At 62.2% G+C, this 18,050-nt stretch carries 16 protein-coding genes; 7 read left to right on the forward strand and 9 right to left on the reverse strand.

Annotation, left to right across the window (positions count from 1 at the left end; genetic code table 11):
- The 8 genes from Q8K08_RS10740 to Q8K08_RS10775 all read right to left on the reverse strand — a co-directional run.
- Positions 1-779 (reverse strand): IS110 family transposase (locus Q8K08_RS10740; RefSeq protein WP_305250057.1); only part of this gene is annotated, 779 nt, incomplete at its 3' end.
- Between the two features lie 113 nt (positions 780-892).
- Positions 893-1,698, reverse strand: a protein-coding gene (locus Q8K08_RS10745) for an IS5 family transposase (protein ID WP_370870543.1) whose coding sequence is annotated in 2 segments (ribosomal slippage) — positions 893-1,377 and positions 1,377-1,698 — 807 coding nt in all. Because the reading frame shifts where the segments join, the coding sequence is not laid out codon by codon here.
- 161 nt (positions 1,699-1,859) lie between these two features.
- Positions 1,860-2,486: an ABC-type transport auxiliary lipoprotein family protein gene (locus Q8K08_RS10750; protein WP_304797905.1), complete on the reverse strand. Its 627-nt coding sequence runs from the start codon at positions 2,484-2,486 to the stop codon at positions 1,860-1,862.
- 30 nt (positions 2,487-2,516) lie between these two features.
- Complete coding sequence (locus tag Q8K08_RS10755) at positions 2,517-4,262, reverse strand: MlaD family protein (RefSeq protein ID WP_305250058.1); 1,746 nt, start codon at positions 4,260-4,262, stop codon at positions 2,517-2,519.
- On the reverse strand, positions 4,243-5,040 hold the full coding sequence (locus tag Q8K08_RS10760) for an ABC transporter ATP-binding protein (RefSeq protein ID WP_304797901.1): 798 nt from the start codon (positions 5,038-5,040) through the stop codon (positions 4,243-4,245). The genes Q8K08_RS10755 and Q8K08_RS10760 overlap by 20 nt, the downstream gene beginning before the upstream one ends.
- Complete coding sequence (locus Q8K08_RS10765; RefSeq protein WP_305250060.1) at positions 5,037-6,143, reverse strand: MlaE family lipid ABC transporter permease subunit; 1,107 nt, start codon at positions 6,141-6,143, stop codon at positions 5,037-5,039. Before Q8K08_RS10765 ends, Q8K08_RS10760 begins: the two co-directional genes overlap by 4 nt.
- A gap of 164 nt (positions 6,144-6,307) precedes the next feature.
- Complete coding sequence (locus Q8K08_RS10770) at positions 6,308-6,985, reverse strand: SGNH/GDSL hydrolase family protein (protein ID WP_305250061.1); 678 nt, start codon at positions 6,983-6,985, stop codon at positions 6,308-6,310.
- A gap of 87 nt (positions 6,986-7,072) precedes the next feature.
- A complete protein-coding gene (locus tag Q8K08_RS10775) occupies positions 7,073-8,125 on the reverse strand; it encodes a LacI family DNA-binding transcriptional regulator (RefSeq protein ID WP_304799121.1) in 1,053 nt (350 codons plus the stop codon).
- A 112-nt stretch (positions 8,126-8,237) separates the two neighbouring features.
- On the opposite strand from Q8K08_RS10775, the gene Q8K08_RS10780 reads away from it, so the two are divergent.
- The 7 genes from Q8K08_RS10780 to Q8K08_RS10810 are packed head-to-tail and all read left to right on the forward strand — an operon-like array spanning position 8,238 to position 17,091.
- The gene (locus Q8K08_RS10780; RefSeq protein ID WP_305250062.1) at positions 8,238-9,338 is read left to right on the forward strand and encodes a glycoside hydrolase family 105 protein; all 1,101 of its coding nucleotides are present in this window, start codon (positions 8,238-8,240) and stop codon (positions 9,336-9,338) included.
- Positions 9,335-10,168 carry a 5-dehydro-4-deoxy-D-glucuronate isomerase gene (gene kduI / locus Q8K08_RS10785; protein ID WP_305250063.1) on the forward strand — a complete coding sequence of 278 codons (834 nt, stop codon included), beginning with the start codon at positions 9,335-9,337 and terminating at the stop codon, positions 10,166-10,168. The genes Q8K08_RS10780 and kduI overlap by 4 nt, the downstream gene beginning before the upstream one ends.
- A gap of 9 nt (positions 10,169-10,177) precedes the next feature.
- Positions 10,178-12,652 carry a hypothetical protein gene (locus tag Q8K08_RS10790; RefSeq protein ID WP_305250064.1) on the forward strand — a complete coding sequence of 825 codons (2,475 nt, stop codon included), beginning with the start codon at positions 10,178-10,180 and terminating at the stop codon, positions 12,650-12,652.
- A 48-nt stretch (positions 12,653-12,700) separates the two neighbouring features.
- Positions 12,701-13,963 (forward strand): ABC transporter substrate-binding protein, encoded by a 1,263-nt coding sequence (locus Q8K08_RS10795; RefSeq protein WP_305250065.1) that lies wholly within the window; start codon positions 12,701-12,703, stop codon positions 13,961-13,963.
- Between the two features lie 3 nt (positions 13,964-13,966).
- Positions 13,967-14,980: a carbohydrate ABC transporter permease gene (locus Q8K08_RS10800; RefSeq protein WP_305250066.1), complete on the forward strand. Its 1,014-nt coding sequence runs from the start codon at positions 13,967-13,969 to the stop codon at positions 14,978-14,980.
- Positions 14,977-16,026, forward strand: a complete 1,050-nt coding sequence (locus tag Q8K08_RS10805) for a carbohydrate ABC transporter permease (protein WP_304797369.1) — start codon at positions 14,977-14,979, stop codon at positions 16,024-16,026. Before Q8K08_RS10800 ends, Q8K08_RS10805 begins: the two co-directional genes overlap by 4 nt.
- 9 nt (positions 16,027-16,035) lie before the next feature.
- Positions 16,036-17,091 (forward strand): ABC transporter ATP-binding protein, encoded by a 1,056-nt coding sequence (locus Q8K08_RS10810; RefSeq protein WP_305250068.1) that lies wholly within the window; start codon positions 16,036-16,038, stop codon positions 17,089-17,091.
- Here Q8K08_RS10810 and Q8K08_RS10815 read toward each other — a convergent pair.
- On the reverse strand, positions 17,088-17,984 hold the full coding sequence (locus Q8K08_RS10815) for a S9 family peptidase (protein ID WP_305250069.1): 897 nt from the start codon (positions 17,982-17,984) through the stop codon (positions 17,088-17,090). The two genes, Q8K08_RS10810 and Q8K08_RS10815, sit on opposite strands and share 4 nt — an antisense overlap.
- Between the last annotated feature and the right edge of the window lie 66 nt (positions 17,985-18,050).

An 18,050-nucleotide genomic window follows, 5' to 3' on the forward strand; every position in this document is an offset into this window, starting at 1 on the left:
TCCCCAGACTGGTTCCGCGAGGGCGTCAGGCCAACCCATGGCCCCACCTTCTTCGAGGACGTGAACCTGGAGGGATCGTCGACGGCTGATCGGTAGGTCAGAGCGACAACCGCGCCGACCCCCGGCATCGACATCAGCCGATGGCAAACGGGATCATCCTGGGCCAGTTGGCGAACACGGCGCTCCAGTCCCGCCAGTTCCTGCCGTAAAAAGGACCGCGCGCGGAGCAGCGGTCCCGTCGCAGCCAACAGCATGGGAGTGCCTGCTACCAGTTCACGGATGCGCTGCTCGAACCGCCCCCGAGAGATGGCACCGACCTTGAGCCCAAAGTTTCGCAAGAGCCCGCGCAGAGACATTTCCAAGGCAATAAAGCCTTGTTGCACGGCCTTGCGGGCACCAAGCACGGCGCGAACTTCTTGCGCCGAGACGGACTTGCAGTGGACCGGCCGGAACCAGCCGAGGTGAAGCAGGCGCGCAATACCCTCGGCGTCCCGACGATCGGTCTTGATCGGCATGGCTTTCAGCGCCCCCTTCACCTGCCGGGTCTCCATCAGCACGACGTCCAGTCCCGCTTCGGTCAGCCCGCGGTGCAACCATTGCGACAGGGGGCCGGCTTCAAGACCGATAGCGGCGATGGTGCCGTCCAGCTCCCTCATCCACCGTGTCAGCGCTTCCGGCTCGCTGGCCGCCTGCGCCTCCCTCACGATCTTCCCATGCTCGTTGATTACGCAGATCGCGGTCTTCTCCAGCGACACGTCCAGTCCGACAAACAGCTTCATCCCGAAGTCCTCCCGATGGATTCAATACGGGAATGGCGCCAGCTTGCCCTCGATATTGCAACGGTAACGGGCGGGTCGCGACGCAGGCCCCGTTACGGCATCTCGTTCTCGCATCATAGCCAGAACATGACTGTTGCGGCGAGGGCGACGGCGGAGAGGAAGACCTTCGGGCACCTGTCGTAGCGTGTTGCGACCCGTCGCCAGTCCTTGAGCCGCCCGAACATGATCTCGATGCGGTTGCGGCGTTTGTAGCGTCGCTTGTCATGCTTGATGGGTTTGCCGCGCGACTTCCTGCCGGGAATGCAGGGCTTTATCCCCTTGTCTTTCAACGCATCTCGGAACCAGTCTGCATCATAACCGCGGTCGGCAAGCAACCATTCCGCCTTTGGCAGGCTGCTCAGCAGGGCCGCCGCACCGGTGTAGTCACTGACTCGTTGCCCGGCAGGCGATGCCTGTATCGCCGAGAGGGGGCCTGCGGTCATGAAGAAGCGGAGCGGGCGGCCCTCGGCGTCGGTAACGGCATGCAACTTGGTGTTCATGCCGCCCTTGGTTCGGCCGATCAGACGGCCCCTCTGGTCACCGGCTCCCCCTTTTTCGACCGTAGGCTGGTCGCCGTGCGGTGTGCCTTCAGGTAGGTCGCGTCGATCATAACTGTCTTCGCGACGGCGGCCTCGGCTGCCAGGCCAACCATCATACGGGCGAAGACACCCTTGTCGCTCCACCGTTTCCAGCGGTTGTAGAGGGTCTTTGGTGGGCCATATTTCTTCGGCGCATCGCACCACCGCAAGCCATTGCTATTAATGAAGATTATCCCGCTCAACACTCGCCGATCATCGACACGGGGTTTGCCGTGGCTCTTCGGGAAGAAGGGTTGAAGCCGCGCCATCTGCGCGTCCGTCAGCCAAAAAAGGTTGCTCATCAGTCAGTCTCCTTGCGGAGGCTGAATCACGCCGCGAGCGGATGATCAATGGGTCCTGACCCTAACGCAACGGCAGAGCGAAATGCATTTGGGTGAAGGTAGGAAGCCCGACGGCATCATCGCTCTGGTGCGTTATCTGGCAAGGGTTTGCCCTGTGTCGTCTATCCGGTGCGCACCCCAAGGGATGACAGAACCCACGCCGAAAGATCTTTCAGCACGCTTTGTGTGGCGCTGTTGAACCCTTCGACCAGAGCAATGGTTTCAGTGGTGGCAACCGGAACGCTGGCGTTAAAGGTACGGGTTGCCATGACCGACGCATCGCTTTCGCGCACCAGCCTTGCGGTCAGCCTGACGCGGATGGTGGCGCTTTTGCCGTCGGGGGCTGCCTCGGCCTGAAGGTCGGTCATTTCCGAGATGAGCACATAATCGCCAAAGCTGCCCAGCGGGCGGCGTCCGACATAGCGAAAGCCGTTGCTGTCCTCCAGCGTGCGCACGATCAGCGTTTGCATCATCAGGGGCGCCTCTGAGGCCCATTGCCCATCGGTCAGATATTGCGCCTGAAGCGGACGCGGGCGGATCATGATGCGATCCGTCATCAGCCCGCCGGGAGCTGTGGGCACTTCGACCACAAGCTGGCGCGCAAGGCTGCTGCGCGCAACCTGCACATCGACAGGGGCCTGAAGGTCATAGCTTTGCGTAGGCGTTGCGGCGCTGTTCAGCGCTGAGATGGCTGAACAGGCTGACAAAAAGGCGGTGGCGACGAGGGCGGTCACGATCGGGCGAAGCATGGCAGTGCTCTTTCTATACTGGCGATAGGCTTACTGGCGATAGGCGGGCGTATTGGTTCCCCCAAGGAAGAACCGCGCCGGGTCGCGCTGGATCTGGCGGGTCAGTTGGTCAAGGTTGCCGATCAGATCGCGCATTTCGCGCGACAACCGGGTGAACTGCGGCAAGGCATTGGCGGAAAAGTCTCGGATCGGCTGGCCCGAAGCCGAAGCCGTGCGTGCCACTTCGTCAAAGGCTTGCCGGGCCGCCTCGCTTGCGGCTTTCAGATCAGCGGTCACTGCCGGAATATCAGCCGACACCTGCGCGATGGCCTGATCCAGGGTGTCGATCGTGCGGCGCAGATCGGTGGTGATCGCGGCCACATCATTGTTGATCACCCGGTCGGCGCCGTCAAAGGTGCGCTCGGCCGCTGTCAGAGTGCGTTCGCCGACCACCAGCGCAGAGTTGATCGCACTCAGCGTTTCATTCGCGCGGCTGAACGTATCGGTGACGGTGGTGACGGCAGCACTTGCATCATCCATCAGCCCGTCAACCTTGCCGGTAGCATCGGTCAGGCTTTGACCAACATCGGTAATCGTGCGGTTGGCCGTTTCGACGGCAGAGCGGATATCGGCCACCAGCGCGGGCAGGTCGGCATTGGCTGCGTCCGAGATGGGTTTGATGGCCGCCCGTGCCTCGGCCACCAGTGCAGTGCCGTCGCCCATGACCAGTGCATCAAAGTTCGTGGTGGCCTTGTCGAATGTCTCTAACGTGGCTGTCAGATCAGCGATCATAGCATCGGTGGCGCGAATTGTTGTTTCAACCTGCGTCAGTCGCGCGGTCGCAGCTTCGCCTGTCAGACGGAATTCGGCCACCATCTCACGCGCTTGCGTCCCGATCTGGTCTATTTGCACGCGCAACTCGGCAATGCTGGCGCGGGCTTCTTCGGTCGTCTGCTTCAGGTTTTCGGTGATGTAGCGATCTGCCGAAGCCAGGGTGGTGGTTGCCTGATCCAACGTAGCGGTGCCGCTGGACAGCGCTGTGCGCGATTCAGTGACCAGCCCATCTACATTCCTGAGCGTGGTTTCTGCCGTCTCGAACAGGCTTTCTGCCCGCCCGGTCAGGCCCTCCAGCGTGACGTTGAAAGCCGAGATATTGTCGGCAAAATCTGCCACTGCAGAAGCCACGACCGAAAAATCCTCAAGCGCCTTGGACAGCCCCGCCGAGGCTGTGTCCGCGTTTTCCAGAATGCTGCCCACGCGCTCGATATTTTCGGTGCTGGCAAGGTTAGACAGGTCTTGCATCACCCGCAGGGCTTGTTCGACCAATTGCGGCGCGTCCTCGGTCAGGCTTTGCAGCATCGACCGGCCGGCTTCAATCTGGGGGATGTCTAAAAGGCTGGTAGCGCGCAAAAGCGGGTCCGTCGCCTCACCGGGGCTGATCCCGACAAAGGACACGCCCGTGACACCTTGCGATTCAATGGTGGCAACCGAACTGGTGCGCACCGGAACATCAGTGCCGATTTCCAACCGGACCCGCACGGTGCCATCCCCATCCGGCGACAGGCGCACATCAACCACCTGACCTACGGGCAACCCGGCAAAGCGCACATCAGATGCGGTGGCCAACCCCGAGACCGAGGTGAACTTCACCTCGTAATAGCTGAACTGACGGTCAAGCTGCACCTGCGCGAACCACAGGAAAAACCCAAGGATGCCCAAAAGCCCGGCCAGTGTGAAAGCTCCGATCAGGACGTAATTTGCTTTGGTCTCCACAGGATCAACTGCCTTTCTGCGCATCTTTGGCGGTCAGGGCCGCGCGGGCGCGTGGCCCGTGAAAATAATCGTGAACCCACGGGTGATCGACGCGCAACATCTCGTCCATGGTGCCTGTAACCAGAACTTTCTTCTCGGCCAGCACTGCAATGCGGTCGCAGATCGCATGGAGCGTGTCCAGATCATGTGTGACCAAAAATACGGTCAGTCCCATGGTATCACTAAGCTGGCGGATCAGCGTGTCGAAATCGGCGGCCCCGATCGGATCCAGTCCGGCGGTGGGTTCGTCAAGAAACACAATTTCGGGGTCCAGCGCCAAGGCCCGCGCCAGTCCTGCGCGCTTGCGCATGCCGCCCGACAGTTCCGACGGGTACTTGTCCCCCGCCAGATAGGGCAGGCCGGACATCGAGATTTTCAGATCGGCCATCGCACGGCGCAAGGCCGGGTCCAACCCCTCGACCGCCCGCATCGGCACTTCGACATTTTCGCGCACGTTCAGCGACGAGAACAGCGCGCCATCCTGAAACATCACGCCCCAGCGCCGTTCCAGTGCTATGCGCTCGGCCTCGCTGGCGGCGCGCACATCGGTGCCCAGCACCTCGATCTCTCCGGCCACAGGGCGCTGAAGGCCCGCGATGGACCGCAGCAGAACCGACTTTCCGGTGCCCGACCCGCCGACGACGCCCAGAATCTCGCCCCGGTAAACATCCAGATCAAGCCCGTCATGCACGACATGACTGCCGAACTGGTTGCGAATCCCACGCAGACGGATCACCGGGGTAGGATCTGTCGCGACCGTCATATGCCCACCTGCGCGAAGAAGATTGAAAACAGCGCATCAATGACGATCACCGAAAAAATCGCCGTCACCACCGCAGCCGAGGTTTTCTGGCCCAGCGACTCAGCATTGTTGCCAACCTGCATTCCAGCATGACAGCCCACCACACCGATAATGATGGCAAAGAACGGAGCCTTGATCATACCGACCATCAGATGCGACACATCCGTGCCCTCGATCAGCCGTGACTGGAACATGGCGGGGGATATGCCCAGTTCCACCCAACTCATCAGCGCGCCGCCGAACAGGCCCGCCGCATTGGCGATCATCCCCAGAATGGGCAGCATCAACAGCAAGGCCAGCACGCGCGGCACGATCAGCGCCGCCGCCGGATCAATGCCCAGCGTGCGCATTGCGTCAATTTCTTCGCGCATCTTCATCGACCCGATTGCGGCGGTAAAGGCCGATGCCGTGCGACCTGCCACGATAATGGCGGTCAGCAAGATGCCCAGTTCGCGCAGGATCGACACCGCGATCAGATCCACCACAAAGACCTCGGCCCCGAATTGCTTGAGCTGGGTAGACCCTTGAAACGCAAGCACAATCCCGATCAGAAACGCCATCAGCGCTACAATCGGCACGGCCTTCAGCCCGACCTCGTGGCAGTGATGCACAAGGGCGGTCAGCCGGAATTCAGACGGATGCCGAAGCGCACGTGCAAGGCGCGACAGGAACAGCCCCAAAAAGCCCAGAAGCTGCATCAAAAATGAGACCGCCCCCATCACCGAGCGGCCATATCCGTCCAGCCAAAGGGCCAGCGTCATGGGTTTTGCGGGGGGCGTATCGGGATTGGGCAGGGCATCGCGCACGGTCTGGATCAGGGCTGCGCTGTCCGCGCTTGCCCCGGTAATCTGCATGGAATGCCCGGCCGCTGTTGCCTTTGCGTCAGCCTCGGCAATCGCCCAAGCGGCGGCGGTATCCAGCCGTGTGACGCCTGACAGATCCACCAAAAACGGCCCCGCCGTTGCCGCCTGCATCAGTGCGCCATGCAGCGCCGTCAGATCTCCAAGCGAAAACCGCCCCGCAAGGTGCAGGCTGACCGCGCCATCGGCTTGGTCAGTGGTCACAGAGACTGGCGTTTCAAGGCGGTCCAAAACCTGCATTCATCCCCTTGGGTTGAAAGGGTGGGGCTATCATCATCGACGGCAATAGAGAAGTCCGGGGGGCACCACGCAGCGCTGTGGCCTGACCACTGATCACTGGCGTTGCGCATTGGCCATACTGTGCCCGATCAGCGCGGTGTGCGGGCATTGATCTCACGCGCGATAAACCGCCCGATCACGCCAGAGCCTGCGGGTGACGGGTGGGTTTTGTCCGATGCAAAAAGCGCGGCATTGTTCGGATCAAACACATCTTCTGAGTCTATGAAGAACACGCCCTGCCTTGCGCTGGCAAAGGCCGCGATGCGCCGTTCCAACTCGACAAGGCCGGGACGACAGCCTTTGAAAGACTCTGATTGCGGCGCTGCATAATAGCCAACCCACAGCACCTGTGCGCCCTGCGACCGTGCCGTCAAAATCAGGTCGGGGATAGAGCCTGTGCTGGCATCCTTTGACATCAACGCGTCAATCTCGTCGTCGCAGGGGGTGCAACCACAGTTGAACCCCAGATCATTGGCCCCTCCGTTCATCACCACCCAGTTCCACCGTCCCGGTGAAAGCTGCGAGGGAATGCCAAGCCGCCCGATGGCCCCAAGCGCGCCAGGCCGGACACGCGCACCCAAGGCGGCGCGACTGACCACATCGCGGTTAAGCTCGGTGCCGATTGCACTGCCAATATCAGCGCCGCCCGACCTGTTCCACGCCATCACGGAATCACCGATGACCAAAATATCACCACCCGACCGGGGCGGCGTCAGCCCGCAGGCTGCGACCAGCACCAAAAGGCCAAGCACCATCCATGGTTTCATTCACACAGCCTTATCGCGCCCCAGCCTTTGCAACCTTACGGGTGGTCTTGCCGCAGGCCAAATCACAGTCCCGTTGCGCGGCCAAAGTCAGGGGCTGGCTTTGACGGGGCCACAAGACTGGCGCTCTATCAGCCGACAGGCAAGCTCGATCCGGCGCGCGGGCATATGGGCGCCAAAGCTCAAATCACGCAGCAGATCCACGGCAGCGGCCCCAATATGGCGCATCGGCATTTCAATCGCGGTCAGGGGTGGCGTGAAAAACGCCCCCTGCGCCAGCCCGTCCATGCCAAGCACCGAAACATCCCCCGGTACAGACAGGCCAAGCGATGCCAGCCCCTGCATGCAGCCCATGGCCAGACTATCACTGGCACAAAGCACGGCCGAGAAATCGACACCGTGGCGCTGGATCCTGTCCTTCACCGCTTGTGCCGCGCAATCGGGTAACCAGTCTGCCACATCAATCTGCAAGCCCGCATCCAGTGCCACGCCACCAAGCGTCATGCGATCCCGCCAACCCTCAAAGCGCCGCTCAATCGTGCGGCGTCCCCGGCGACTAAGAAACAGAATGCGGCGGTGTCCCAGCCGCATCAGGTAATCGGTCGCCATCGTTGCAGCTGCCCGGTTTGACGGCGCGACCGAAGACAGTTGCATCAACGGATCATCCCCGTTGACCAGCACCACGGGCTTGCGCGAGGCGCGCGCGGCGGTCAGCATGTCTTCGTCATCCAGCGTCAGGAACAACAGGCCCGCTACACTTGGGTCATTCGCCACCTCGGCAAGTGTCTGACGTTCCTGTTCGGTCGAGGTGATCGGCTGGGTCATCACTGCTGCCCGCAAAAGTTTCGCCTGTTCTTCAATGCCTTGCATGACGTTCAGGGTGAACTGGCTGCGCGCGTAATCTTCCATCGCGGCGGGGCTGGCAAGGATCAGCAGCCGCTGGCCAGACAGGGTCGAGGGCAGGGCATAGCGAAACTCCTGCGCCTTGCGCTGGATCTTTTCCACCAGCTCTGGCCGCACCCCCGGCGCGCCCGACAGCGCGCGTGACACGGTGGCGATGGACACGCCGCAAGCGGTTGCCAGATCGTCCAGTCTGATGCGGCGGCTTGGTTTGCCGCTTTTGCCCGGTGGCGTGCTGTGCATGGGGTAACTTTCCAATGTGCCCGCCTATCATGCAAAAAATTTTCATGTTGTGCAAATTTTTTGCACTGCCATGATCTGATTCAAGGACCAAAACATGGGCCAAGGGGGGAAGATGCGACCACAGGCTGATCAGATCAGGCGCAAGCTTGGGCAATTGGTGCGGGGTCTGACCGACCTGCGCCACGATGGCCAGTTTGATGAGCCAAATCTTGACGGGACAGCAGGCGATTACATCAGCTTTGACAGCTGGGAATGGCCGCAGGGGGTTGGGCTTTATGGCTTGGCGCAGCTGTGGCGGCGGCATCGTGACCCGGCTTTGCAGGCGTTGCTGGAGAGTTGGTATGCCCGCCATCTTGACCGCGGCCTGCCGGGGCTGAACATCAACACCACCGCGCCGATGCTGGCGTTGTCGCTGTTGTGGTCTGAAACCCGCGATCCACGCTGGCGGCCTGCGCTGGACGATTGGGCGGATCGTCTGATGGCTGATGCCCCGCGCACGGCCGAGGGCGGATTTCAGCATGATGTGTCCGACAAGGTAAACCCCGGCGAATTGTGGGATGACACGCTGTTCATGGCGGGGTTGTTTTTGGCCCGGTATGGCCATGCGGCGGGGCGGCCCGAACTGGTGGACGAAGCGATCCGCCAGTTTCTGGTGCATGCGCGCTATCTGTCGGACCCGGACACCGGTTTGTGGTTCCATGGCTGGACCTTTGACGGGCGGCACAACTTCGCCCGTGCGCGCTGGGCGCGGGGCAATGCATGGATCACGGCCTGTATTCTTGACCTGTTTGAGGTGCCGGACCTGCCGGGGTCGGTCCGGCTGTATCTGACCGAGGTGTTGCGCGCTCAGGTGCAGGCGTTGCTGCCGTTGCAGACCAAAAACGGGGCATGGCGCACGCTGCTGGATGATCCGCAAAGCTATGAGGAGATCAGTGCTACGGCTGGTTTTGCTTACGGACTGCTGAAGGCGGCAGGGCAAGGTATCGGCGGGGCCGACTGGGCCGAGGCCGGGTGGCGCGCTGTGCAGGCGGTAATGGTGAACATCGACGATCAGGGCACAGTGCAAAACGTGTCTTACGGCACGCGGATGGGGCCGGATCTGCAGTTTTACCGCGACATCCCGTTGCAACCCACTGGCTATGGTCAGGCGCTGGCGATCCTGTGTCTGGTCGAGGCTGAGGGGCAATTGGCAACCGCAGGGGTGGCGGCATGATGGACGTGCGCTATGGCGGCAACCCCGCCGATGTGATGACCGCCACCACCGACCGCCTGCGCGCCGATTATATGGTTGAGGGGGCCTTTGCGCCGGGGCAGTTGCGGCTGACCTATACCCATGTCGACCGTATGATCCTTGGCGGCGCGGTGCCCACAGATACGCCGCTGGTGTTCGGCGATGGCGCAGACCTGGGGACCGAGTTCTTTTTTTCGGCACGCGAGGGCGGGCTTGCCAATCTGGGCGGGCCGGGGGTGGTGACGGTGGATGGCAACGACTACGCCATGGGAAACCGTGATATCCTCTACATCGGACGCGGCGTGCAGCGGGTGGAGATGCGCAGCGATGACGCCACCCATCCGGCGTGGTTCTACCTCAACTCCGTACCGGCCGGGGCAAATCATCCGACTCGTCTGATCCGCCGCGATCAGGCAAAGCACATCCGCTTGGGCGAGCCGGCCAAGGCCAATGTGCGGTCCTTGGCAATGTATATCCACCCCGAAGTCTCGCCGTCTTGTCTGCTCTTGATGGGCATCACCGATCCTGCCCCCGGCAGCATGTGGAACACCATGCCGCCCCATCTGCACGAACGCCGGATGGAGGCTTATTGCTACTTTGACATGGGCGATGATGACCGGGTGATGCACTTCATGGGCCGCCCCGATCAGACCCGGCATCTGGTGATTGCCAATGGCGATATGGTGCTGTCGCCCGCGTGGTCCATCCATATGGGGGCGGGCACCGGGCCATATGCCTTTGTCTGGGGCATGACCGGTGAAAATCAGGCCTATACCGACTTTACCCCCGTTCCTGTCTCATCGCTTAGGTAATCATCTGACATGCAAGGCTTTCTGTCCCATCCCCTGACCCCCGGCGCGGCTGTTGGATATTGGCGTCTTGGTCCGACCGCAGAGGCGCGGTTCGACCTGCCTGACCTGCCAATGGCGGGAGAGATGGACCCGTTTTTTTTCCTGACCAAGGACAAGAACTTCATCCCGCACGAATACCCCTGCCGCACGCAGTTTGCGGCGGATCGTCGCGACCAGCGGCCACAGGTGGCCAATGCGTTCGAGGCGGCGCGCAACTGGTTGCCCTTTGGATCGCCGCGCCTTGATCTGTCGGGGTTCTGGTTCCGGCCCACCCATCTTGCGACATGGGCGGAAACGGTGATCCGGGCGGCCGCTGCCGGGCCTGCGCGCCTGAGTCTGCGCACCTGCGGCGGGGCGGTGCTGTTCGTGAACGGCACGGAAGTGGGATGGATGGCCCCCTACAAGCGCAACGCGGAAACCGCCGCTGAATTCGACGTGACGCTGCACGCGGGCGACAACAGCGTGCAGGTGTTCTTTGACGATCTGGCCGAGCGTGATGCCCGCTATTACATCCAGCTTGACTGGCTGAACGGTCCGGAGGCCGAGGCGGGCATCCCCACCGCCTGCACCACTGACCACGCCCGCGCGATGGAAACGGCACTTGCGACGATGCACTTTGACCAACCGGCCTATACCGGGGGCGAGGTGGCGCTGGTTTTGCCGGTGCCGATGCCGATGGATGTCGATGTGGCAATCCGGGTCGAGGGCGATTTCATGTCGCACCATCCCGCCGCCTTGCACCGGCATTTGCCCGCAGGGGCGGCACAGCTGGTCATCGACCGGGCTGAAAACCTGCCCGGCGATTTCCGGCACTTCATCCCCACGCTGACCGCAGACGGCTTTTCTGCCACCCGCACCTTTGGGGTCGAGGTCTGCGATCTGGCCGCACAAGGCACCGCCCCCGACACGCTGGCGGCGCGGATCGACGAGGCGCTGACATGGGTCGCCAACCGCGCCGAACCCGACACGGTGGCGGCACTTGCACGGCTGGCGCAGGGGCTTTCCGGCCCCGAGACCGAAGCGATGATCGACGCGACCCTCCCCGCGATCGAGGATTGCTGGGATTGCGCCGATTTCGCGCTGGTGCCGCTGCTCTGGGGGCGCACCCGGTTTGGGCATCTGCTGTCCGACCGGGTGCGCGACCGGATTGATTCTGCCATCCTTGGCTATCGCTACTGGATGGACGAGCCGGGCAATGACGTGCAGTGGTATTTCAGCGAAAACCACGCGCTGCTGTTCCACACCTCGGCCTATCTGGCGGGGCATCTGCTGCCCGAGGCCACTTTCCGCCGGTCAGGCCGCACGGGGGTGGAACAGTCTGCCACCGGGCGCGACCGCGTGCGGGCCTGGCTGGATCACTTCGAGGAATGGGAGATGGCCGAATTCAACTCAGCCCCCTATTTCCCAATTGATTTGAAAGGGTTAACCGCGCTTTACGCCCTCGCGCCCGATGCTGATATCCGGGCGCGCGCAGGCCGCGCCGTGGTGCGGTTGATCGAGGTGGTAGCCAATTCCGCGCATCATGGCGTGATCACGGCCGCCCAAGGGCGCAGCTATGAACACACACTGCGCGCGGGCCGCACGCTGGAATTGTCGGCCATCACCCGCATGTTGTGGGGCATGGGCCAGTTTGGTGCGCGCTTCCACTGCCTGCCGGGGCTGGCGCTGGCCTTGCGTGATCATGGATTGCAACTGGATGCGGGTCTGGCCGCGCGCGCCAGTCTTGCGGCGGGCGAACAGGAATGGATGTTCGCGCAAGGTGAAGGCCGCTTTGCCGCGCTGTATCATGCAAAAACCCCGGATTGGGCCATGGGATCGACGGCGGCTTACCGCTGGTTTGACTGGGGCTATCAGGAAACCCTGCTGCATGCCCGCATGGGGCGGAACCCGGATGCGCAGATCTGGATCAACCATCCGGGCGAGGTGATTCATTCCGGCTATGGCCGTCCGTCGTATTGGGGTGGGTCTGCCTCGGTGCCAAGGGTGCAGCAGTATCGCGGTCTGGCGCTGGTGTGGTTTGATGGCCAGCCAGAACAGCCGGGCTTCACTCATTGCTGGTTTCCGGCCATTGCCTTTGATGACACCCGGTTGATGGGTGATATGGCAGCGGCGGCCGTGGGCGAAGGCGCTATGGTGGTCCGCGCTTCCGGTGCGCTGGAAATGGTCGCCGATGGCCCCACAGCAGGCTGCGAATTGCGGCTTGCAGGGTGCCATGGGTGGTGGATTGTGCGGATGGGTCACGCAGCAAAGGGGCTTGATGATTACGCCGCGCAATTCTCGCAACTTACTCCTGACATTGGCGCAAATTCGCGTGCTACAGTCACGATTGATGATCCTGAATACGGCCCGGTTCACTTTCACGCTGATGGCCGGATCGAGGCGGAGGGGCGGACAGTCAATCCAAAGGAATGGACGGTCGTGGGGCACAGAACCCTGCACCGCTAAGAACGACCCCGGCGGGAGGCCGGGCTATAACAGAAGGAGGAGAACGACATGAAAAATACAATGATCGCACTGGCACTCGGTGCCAGCCTGATGGGCACGACCGCGCTTGCCGGTGACGTGCGTCTGATGTGGTATTCTGACGGGGTCGAGGGCGAGGTGATGAAAGACCTTGTCGCGCGCTTCAACGCGGAAAACCCCGGCATCAACGTCATTCTGGACGAGGTGGCCTATAAGGTTGTGCAAGAACAGCTGCAAATTCAGCTTGAAGCAGGCTCTGGCCCCGATATCGCCCGCGTAACCAATATCAAGACATTGGCACCGCATTGGCTGGATCTGACGCCGTATCTGGCGGACCCGGACTATTGGCGCACCAACTTTGGCGCCCATGCAGATTGGATGCGGACAGATGGCAGTGATGCTATCACCGGGTTCATGACCCAGCTTACCTTGACAGGCGGTTTTGCCAACGCGACCCTGTTTGAACAGGCGGGCGTGGCGTTGCCGGGTGAGGGGGCCACTTGGGATGATTGGGTGAACGCTGCCGATCAGGTCGCGAAATCGCAAGGCACCGCCGCCGCCTTTGCCATCGACCGTTCGGGCCACCGGATCTCTGGGCCAAATGTGTCTTATGGCGCGGATTACATCGGTGCTGACGGCATGCCTGTGCCGGTGGATGACGGAACCAAAGCCTTTGCCGCCAAACTGGTTGGCTGGGTCGAGGGCGGCCAGATGCTGCGTGACACATGGGTTGCGGCATCGGGATCTACCTATCGTGCGGCGGCGGACGACTTCATCAACGCGGCGATCCCATTCTATTATTCCGGCAGTTGGCAAATCGCCAACCTGTCGACCAAGATCGGCGACGGGTTTGACTGGGTGGCCACCGGATCGCCTTGCGGCACCGCCGGATGTTCCGGTCTGGCCGGGGGGGCTGCGCTGGTCGCGGTGAAATACACCCAGAACGCCGAGGAAGTGGCAAAAGTCATGGAATATTTCGCGCGTGAAGATATCGTGAAAGAGTTCTCCGAGCGCACCCTGTTCTTGCCTGCCCATGCCGGCGTCGCGGCTGCTGGTGGCCTGAACTGGCAGACTGATGATGTGAATGTAGGCGCAGCGCTTGATGCCTATGTGGCGGCTGCGGGTGATATCCTGCCTGCCGCTGGTGCGCTTCCTGCTTGGAAGTGGGCCTCACCGGTTTATGGCGCGCTGGTTAACCGGATCAGTCAGGTGATGGCGGGTGAGTTGACCTTGGACGACGCGTTTGCGCGCATCGATCAGGACATCGCTGAACAGGTCGCGGCGGCTCAGTAAGCCATGACCGGGGTAAAGGGAATGTTGGGGGCCGTTGTGACGGCCCCCCTGGGCTGGCTCGCCCGTCTGCTGGATGCGCCCTTGCGCCTTTGGCAACGAGTGGCGGGGCAGGGCGGTATGGTGGCGTTTTTCCTGTTGCCGAACATGGCGATTTTTACCATTTTCGTCTTGCTGCCGCTGGTCATCAACATCGCCTATTCGATGACGACCGGCGCGGCCCTTTTCCTTCCTGACCGCACCTATGTTGGCATGGGCCAATATGAACGGCTGCTTCGCTGCACCGATTACACCAATCTGATGACTTGTCAGGAAGATCAGTTCTGGATTGCCCTGCGCAACACCGGCACTTTTGTTGTGCTGCAAGTGTCGCTGCTGATCGTGGCCGCGACCATCACCGCGCTGATCCTGAACCGGGCGCTGCGCGCGCTCAGCTTCTGGCGGGCGGTTTTCTTTTTTCCGGTGCTGTTGTCGCCGGTTGTTGTGGGCTTGATCTGGCGCTGGATTCTGGACCGCAACGGCGTGTTGAATGCAGCCCTTGTCGGGGTGGGGATGGACCCCGTGAACTGGCTGCTGGAGCGCAACTATGCCTTTTCCGCCGCGATTGGCGTGACGATCTGGGCGCAATTGGGGTTCTTTGCCCTGATCCTGCTGGCCGGATTGCAAGCCATTCCGCGAGATCTGTATGAGGCAGCCGAGATGGACGGCACCAAGCCCGCCCGCGTGTTCTGGCGCATCACGCTGCCGCTGTTGATGCCCAATATGCTGGTGGTGATCGTGCTGGCGCTGATCCGTGCGGTGCAGGTGTTTGACGAGGCCTATGTGCTTACGGGGGGCGGTCCGGGCACGGCCACGCTGTTCCTGACGCAGTATATCTACGAGGTCGGCTTTGCCTCGCTCTTGAAAAACCCCGGACTTGCAGCGGCGGCGTCTATCTTGATGGGTGGGGTGCTGATCGTGCTGACCTTGCTGCAACTGGCGCTGGGCAAACGCAATGAGCGGAAAGGAAAGTTGAAATGAGCCGCGCCATGGCCTTTCTGACCCGCCGCAAAGGGGGCGATGCGTGGGACTGGACCGATGTGTTCACCTTCATCTGGCTGGGCTCTGCCGTGTTTATCATGTTCGGTCCGGCACTTTGGCTGGTGCTGTCCTCGTTCAAATCGCCCGCGCAATTGTCGGAGTTTCCGCCGACCTTGCTGCCGTATGAGGCGCAAACGGTTGCTGTTGAAGGCTACGACCGGCTGTTGCCACTGTTTTCGGTGTCCGATGACGATGGCACCCGGACCCTCGCCGAGGTGCGCCGGGTGGGGACCGTGGCGCAGATGGTGGACCCGGCGAACCCTGCAGAGGTGCAGCGCATCAACATCGCCAACCGGACCCCGGTGCGCGAGGTGGGGTTTTCCTGGGGCAACTACCTTGACCCGTTCCTGCGCTTTGATTTCCTGAACTATACCAAGAACTCGATCTTCGTGACCGGGGTCGCCACGCTGATCACCCTGCTGACAAATTCGATGGCGGCCTTTGCGCTGTCAAAATACGAGTTCCGGGGACGTGGGTTTGTGGTCGTGCTGATCATTGCCACGCTGATGATCCCGCTATCGGTGATCCTGGTGCCCTTGTATTCCATCGTGGCGGGGGTGGGGCTGATCAACTCGCTTTGGGGGGTGATCCTGCCCACGGTTGCCACACCGACGGGGGTGTTCCTGTTGCGGCAATACATGCTGACCATCCCCGATGAACTGCTGGAGGCGGCGCGGATGGATCATGCCAGCGAATGGCAGATCTATTGGCGGATCGTTCTGCCACTGACCGCGCCCGCGCTGGCGGTGCTGGCGATCTTCTCGGTGGTCTGGCGTTGGAATGATTTCCTGTGGCCGCTGATCGTGTTGTCGCGGCAAGAGGTCTATACGCTGCAAGTCGGCCTGAACGCCTATGCCGGAGAGCTGAATGTGCAGTGGCACTATCTGCTGGCGATGACCGTCATCACCATGATCCCGGTCGTTCTGGTCTTTATCTTCCTGCAACGGTTCATCACGGCGGGCATCGCCGGAACCGGGTTGAAATAGGGGTTCCCGATGGGACGCATACAGTTGCACGACATCCGCAAAAGTTTTGGCGCTATTGATGTGCTCAAAGGCATCGACTTGACGATTGACGAAGGCGAACTTGTGGTCTTCGTCGGCCCATCCGGCTGCGGAAAATCCACCTTGCTGCGCATGATCGCCGGGTTGGACAAGCCCACCTTTGGGCGGATCGAGATTGACGGCACCGATGTTACCGCGCGGTCGGCGGCGGATCGGGGGCTGGCGATGGTGTTCCAGTCGTATGCCTTGTATCCGCATATGACAGTGCGCGCCAACATGGCCTTTGGCCTGCAAAACACCAACATGCCAAAGGCCGAGATTGACACCCGCATTGGCGAGGCCGCGCGGATGCTGGAGATTGAGCCGCTGCTGGAACGCCGCCCCGGCCAGTTGTCTGGCGGGCAGCGGCAGCGGGTGGCCATTGGCCGCGCCATTGTGCGCCGCCCGACTGCCTTCTTGCTGGACGAGCCGTTGTCAAATCTGGACGCCGAATTGCGCGTCAGCATGCGGGCAGAACTCTCGGCACTGCATGATCGCCTTGGGGCCACGATGATTCACGTGACCCATGATCAGGTCGAGGCGATGACAATGGCCGACCGGATCGTTGTGTTGCGCGCCGGAAAGGTGGAACAGGTTGACACGCCGCTGAACCTGTTCAACCGCCCTGCTAATCTGTTCGTGGCGGGCTTCATCGGCGCGCCGGGCATGAACCTGTGGGCCGGGCAGGCCAAGGGCGTGTCGGTGCAACTGGACAGTGGGGCATTGCTGCCACTGCCGCTTGGCGTGCGCGTGCCCGATGGTCCGGTGACGCTCGGCATCCGTCCGCAACATCTGCGCCCCGAGGTCGGGGGACCAATTCGGGCCGAGGTGCGGCTGATTGAGGCGCTTGGACCTGAAAGCGTTGTGCATGCCGATATGGGCGCGGGCGGTGGCTTGCTTGCGGTTCTGCCGGGCCAGCCCGACCTAGGGCGGGGGGCAGTGATCGAGTTGGGCTATGAGCCGCAATTCGTGCATGTCTTTGGGTCTGATGGTCAGCGGCTGGCTTAGGCCAGGGCGCTTGCCATGAAATCCAGCATCGCTCGGTGCATGGCAGGTGTTTCTAAATGGCCCGAGGCGGCTTCGCGGTGGATTGCCAGCCGCCCGCCGTGTTGGGCATAGGCTGCGCGCACCTGATCCAGCGCCGGAGCTGTGGCGGCGGGGGGCGTCAGCGGGTCCAGATCGCCCAGACCGATAAACTGCGCACGCGGCGCGATCCGTCCCGCAATCTGCCCGTTTGACGCCCGCGCCAGCAGGCCCGGCACCGTCAGGTAAATCCCGTGCAGATCATGCTGGCCAAGCGCGATCAACTGTCGATAATCGGCAAAGCAGCACTCATGTGCGACGGCGCGCAGGCGCGGCTCCAGCGCGCCTAGCCAATAGGCCAGCGTGGCCCCCATCGACAGGCCAAACACCCCGATCCGGTCGGCGCGCACCTCGGGCCGGGCGGCAAGCCACTGCACTGCCGCGAGGTTTTCCGCCAGCATCTGCCCGGCCAACGACCGCCCCTCCCACAGCAGCGCCTTGGTCGTCGCAGTCTCGGATTGCGCGGCACGGCTGCCAAAACAGGGCATATCCAGACACAGCGAGGCGATCCCCCGTGCGGCCAATGCGCGCCCGGTCGGGGCGAACAGGGCAGGGCGGCCGTTGATCACCTCGGCCGCGCCGATGTCATAGCGGTTGCCATGGGCGTGGATCAGCAGCACCGCCGGAGTTGGCCCGGTGGTATCTTGCGGGCGGCACCAATAGGCGCGCGCCATCTGATCTGCGCCGATACTCAGCCGCAATTCTTCGGCACGGCAGGTTGCGTCCTCTACCGCCACCCCAAGGCTTTGCGCCGAGATCATCGGAACCGGATCGCACAACCCGAACGCTTGCCACAGGTCTTCGTTGTGCAATGTCATATCGCCCCCCCGGTCCACTCCATTCGGGGCCAGAGTGGCGTTTGCCGCCATCCGGGTCCAGCGCAG

Source organism: Pseudotabrizicola sp. (assembly GCF_030684215.1).
Classification (GTDB): Bacteria; Pseudomonadota; Alphaproteobacteria; order Rhodobacterales; family Rhodobacteraceae; genus Pseudotabrizicola.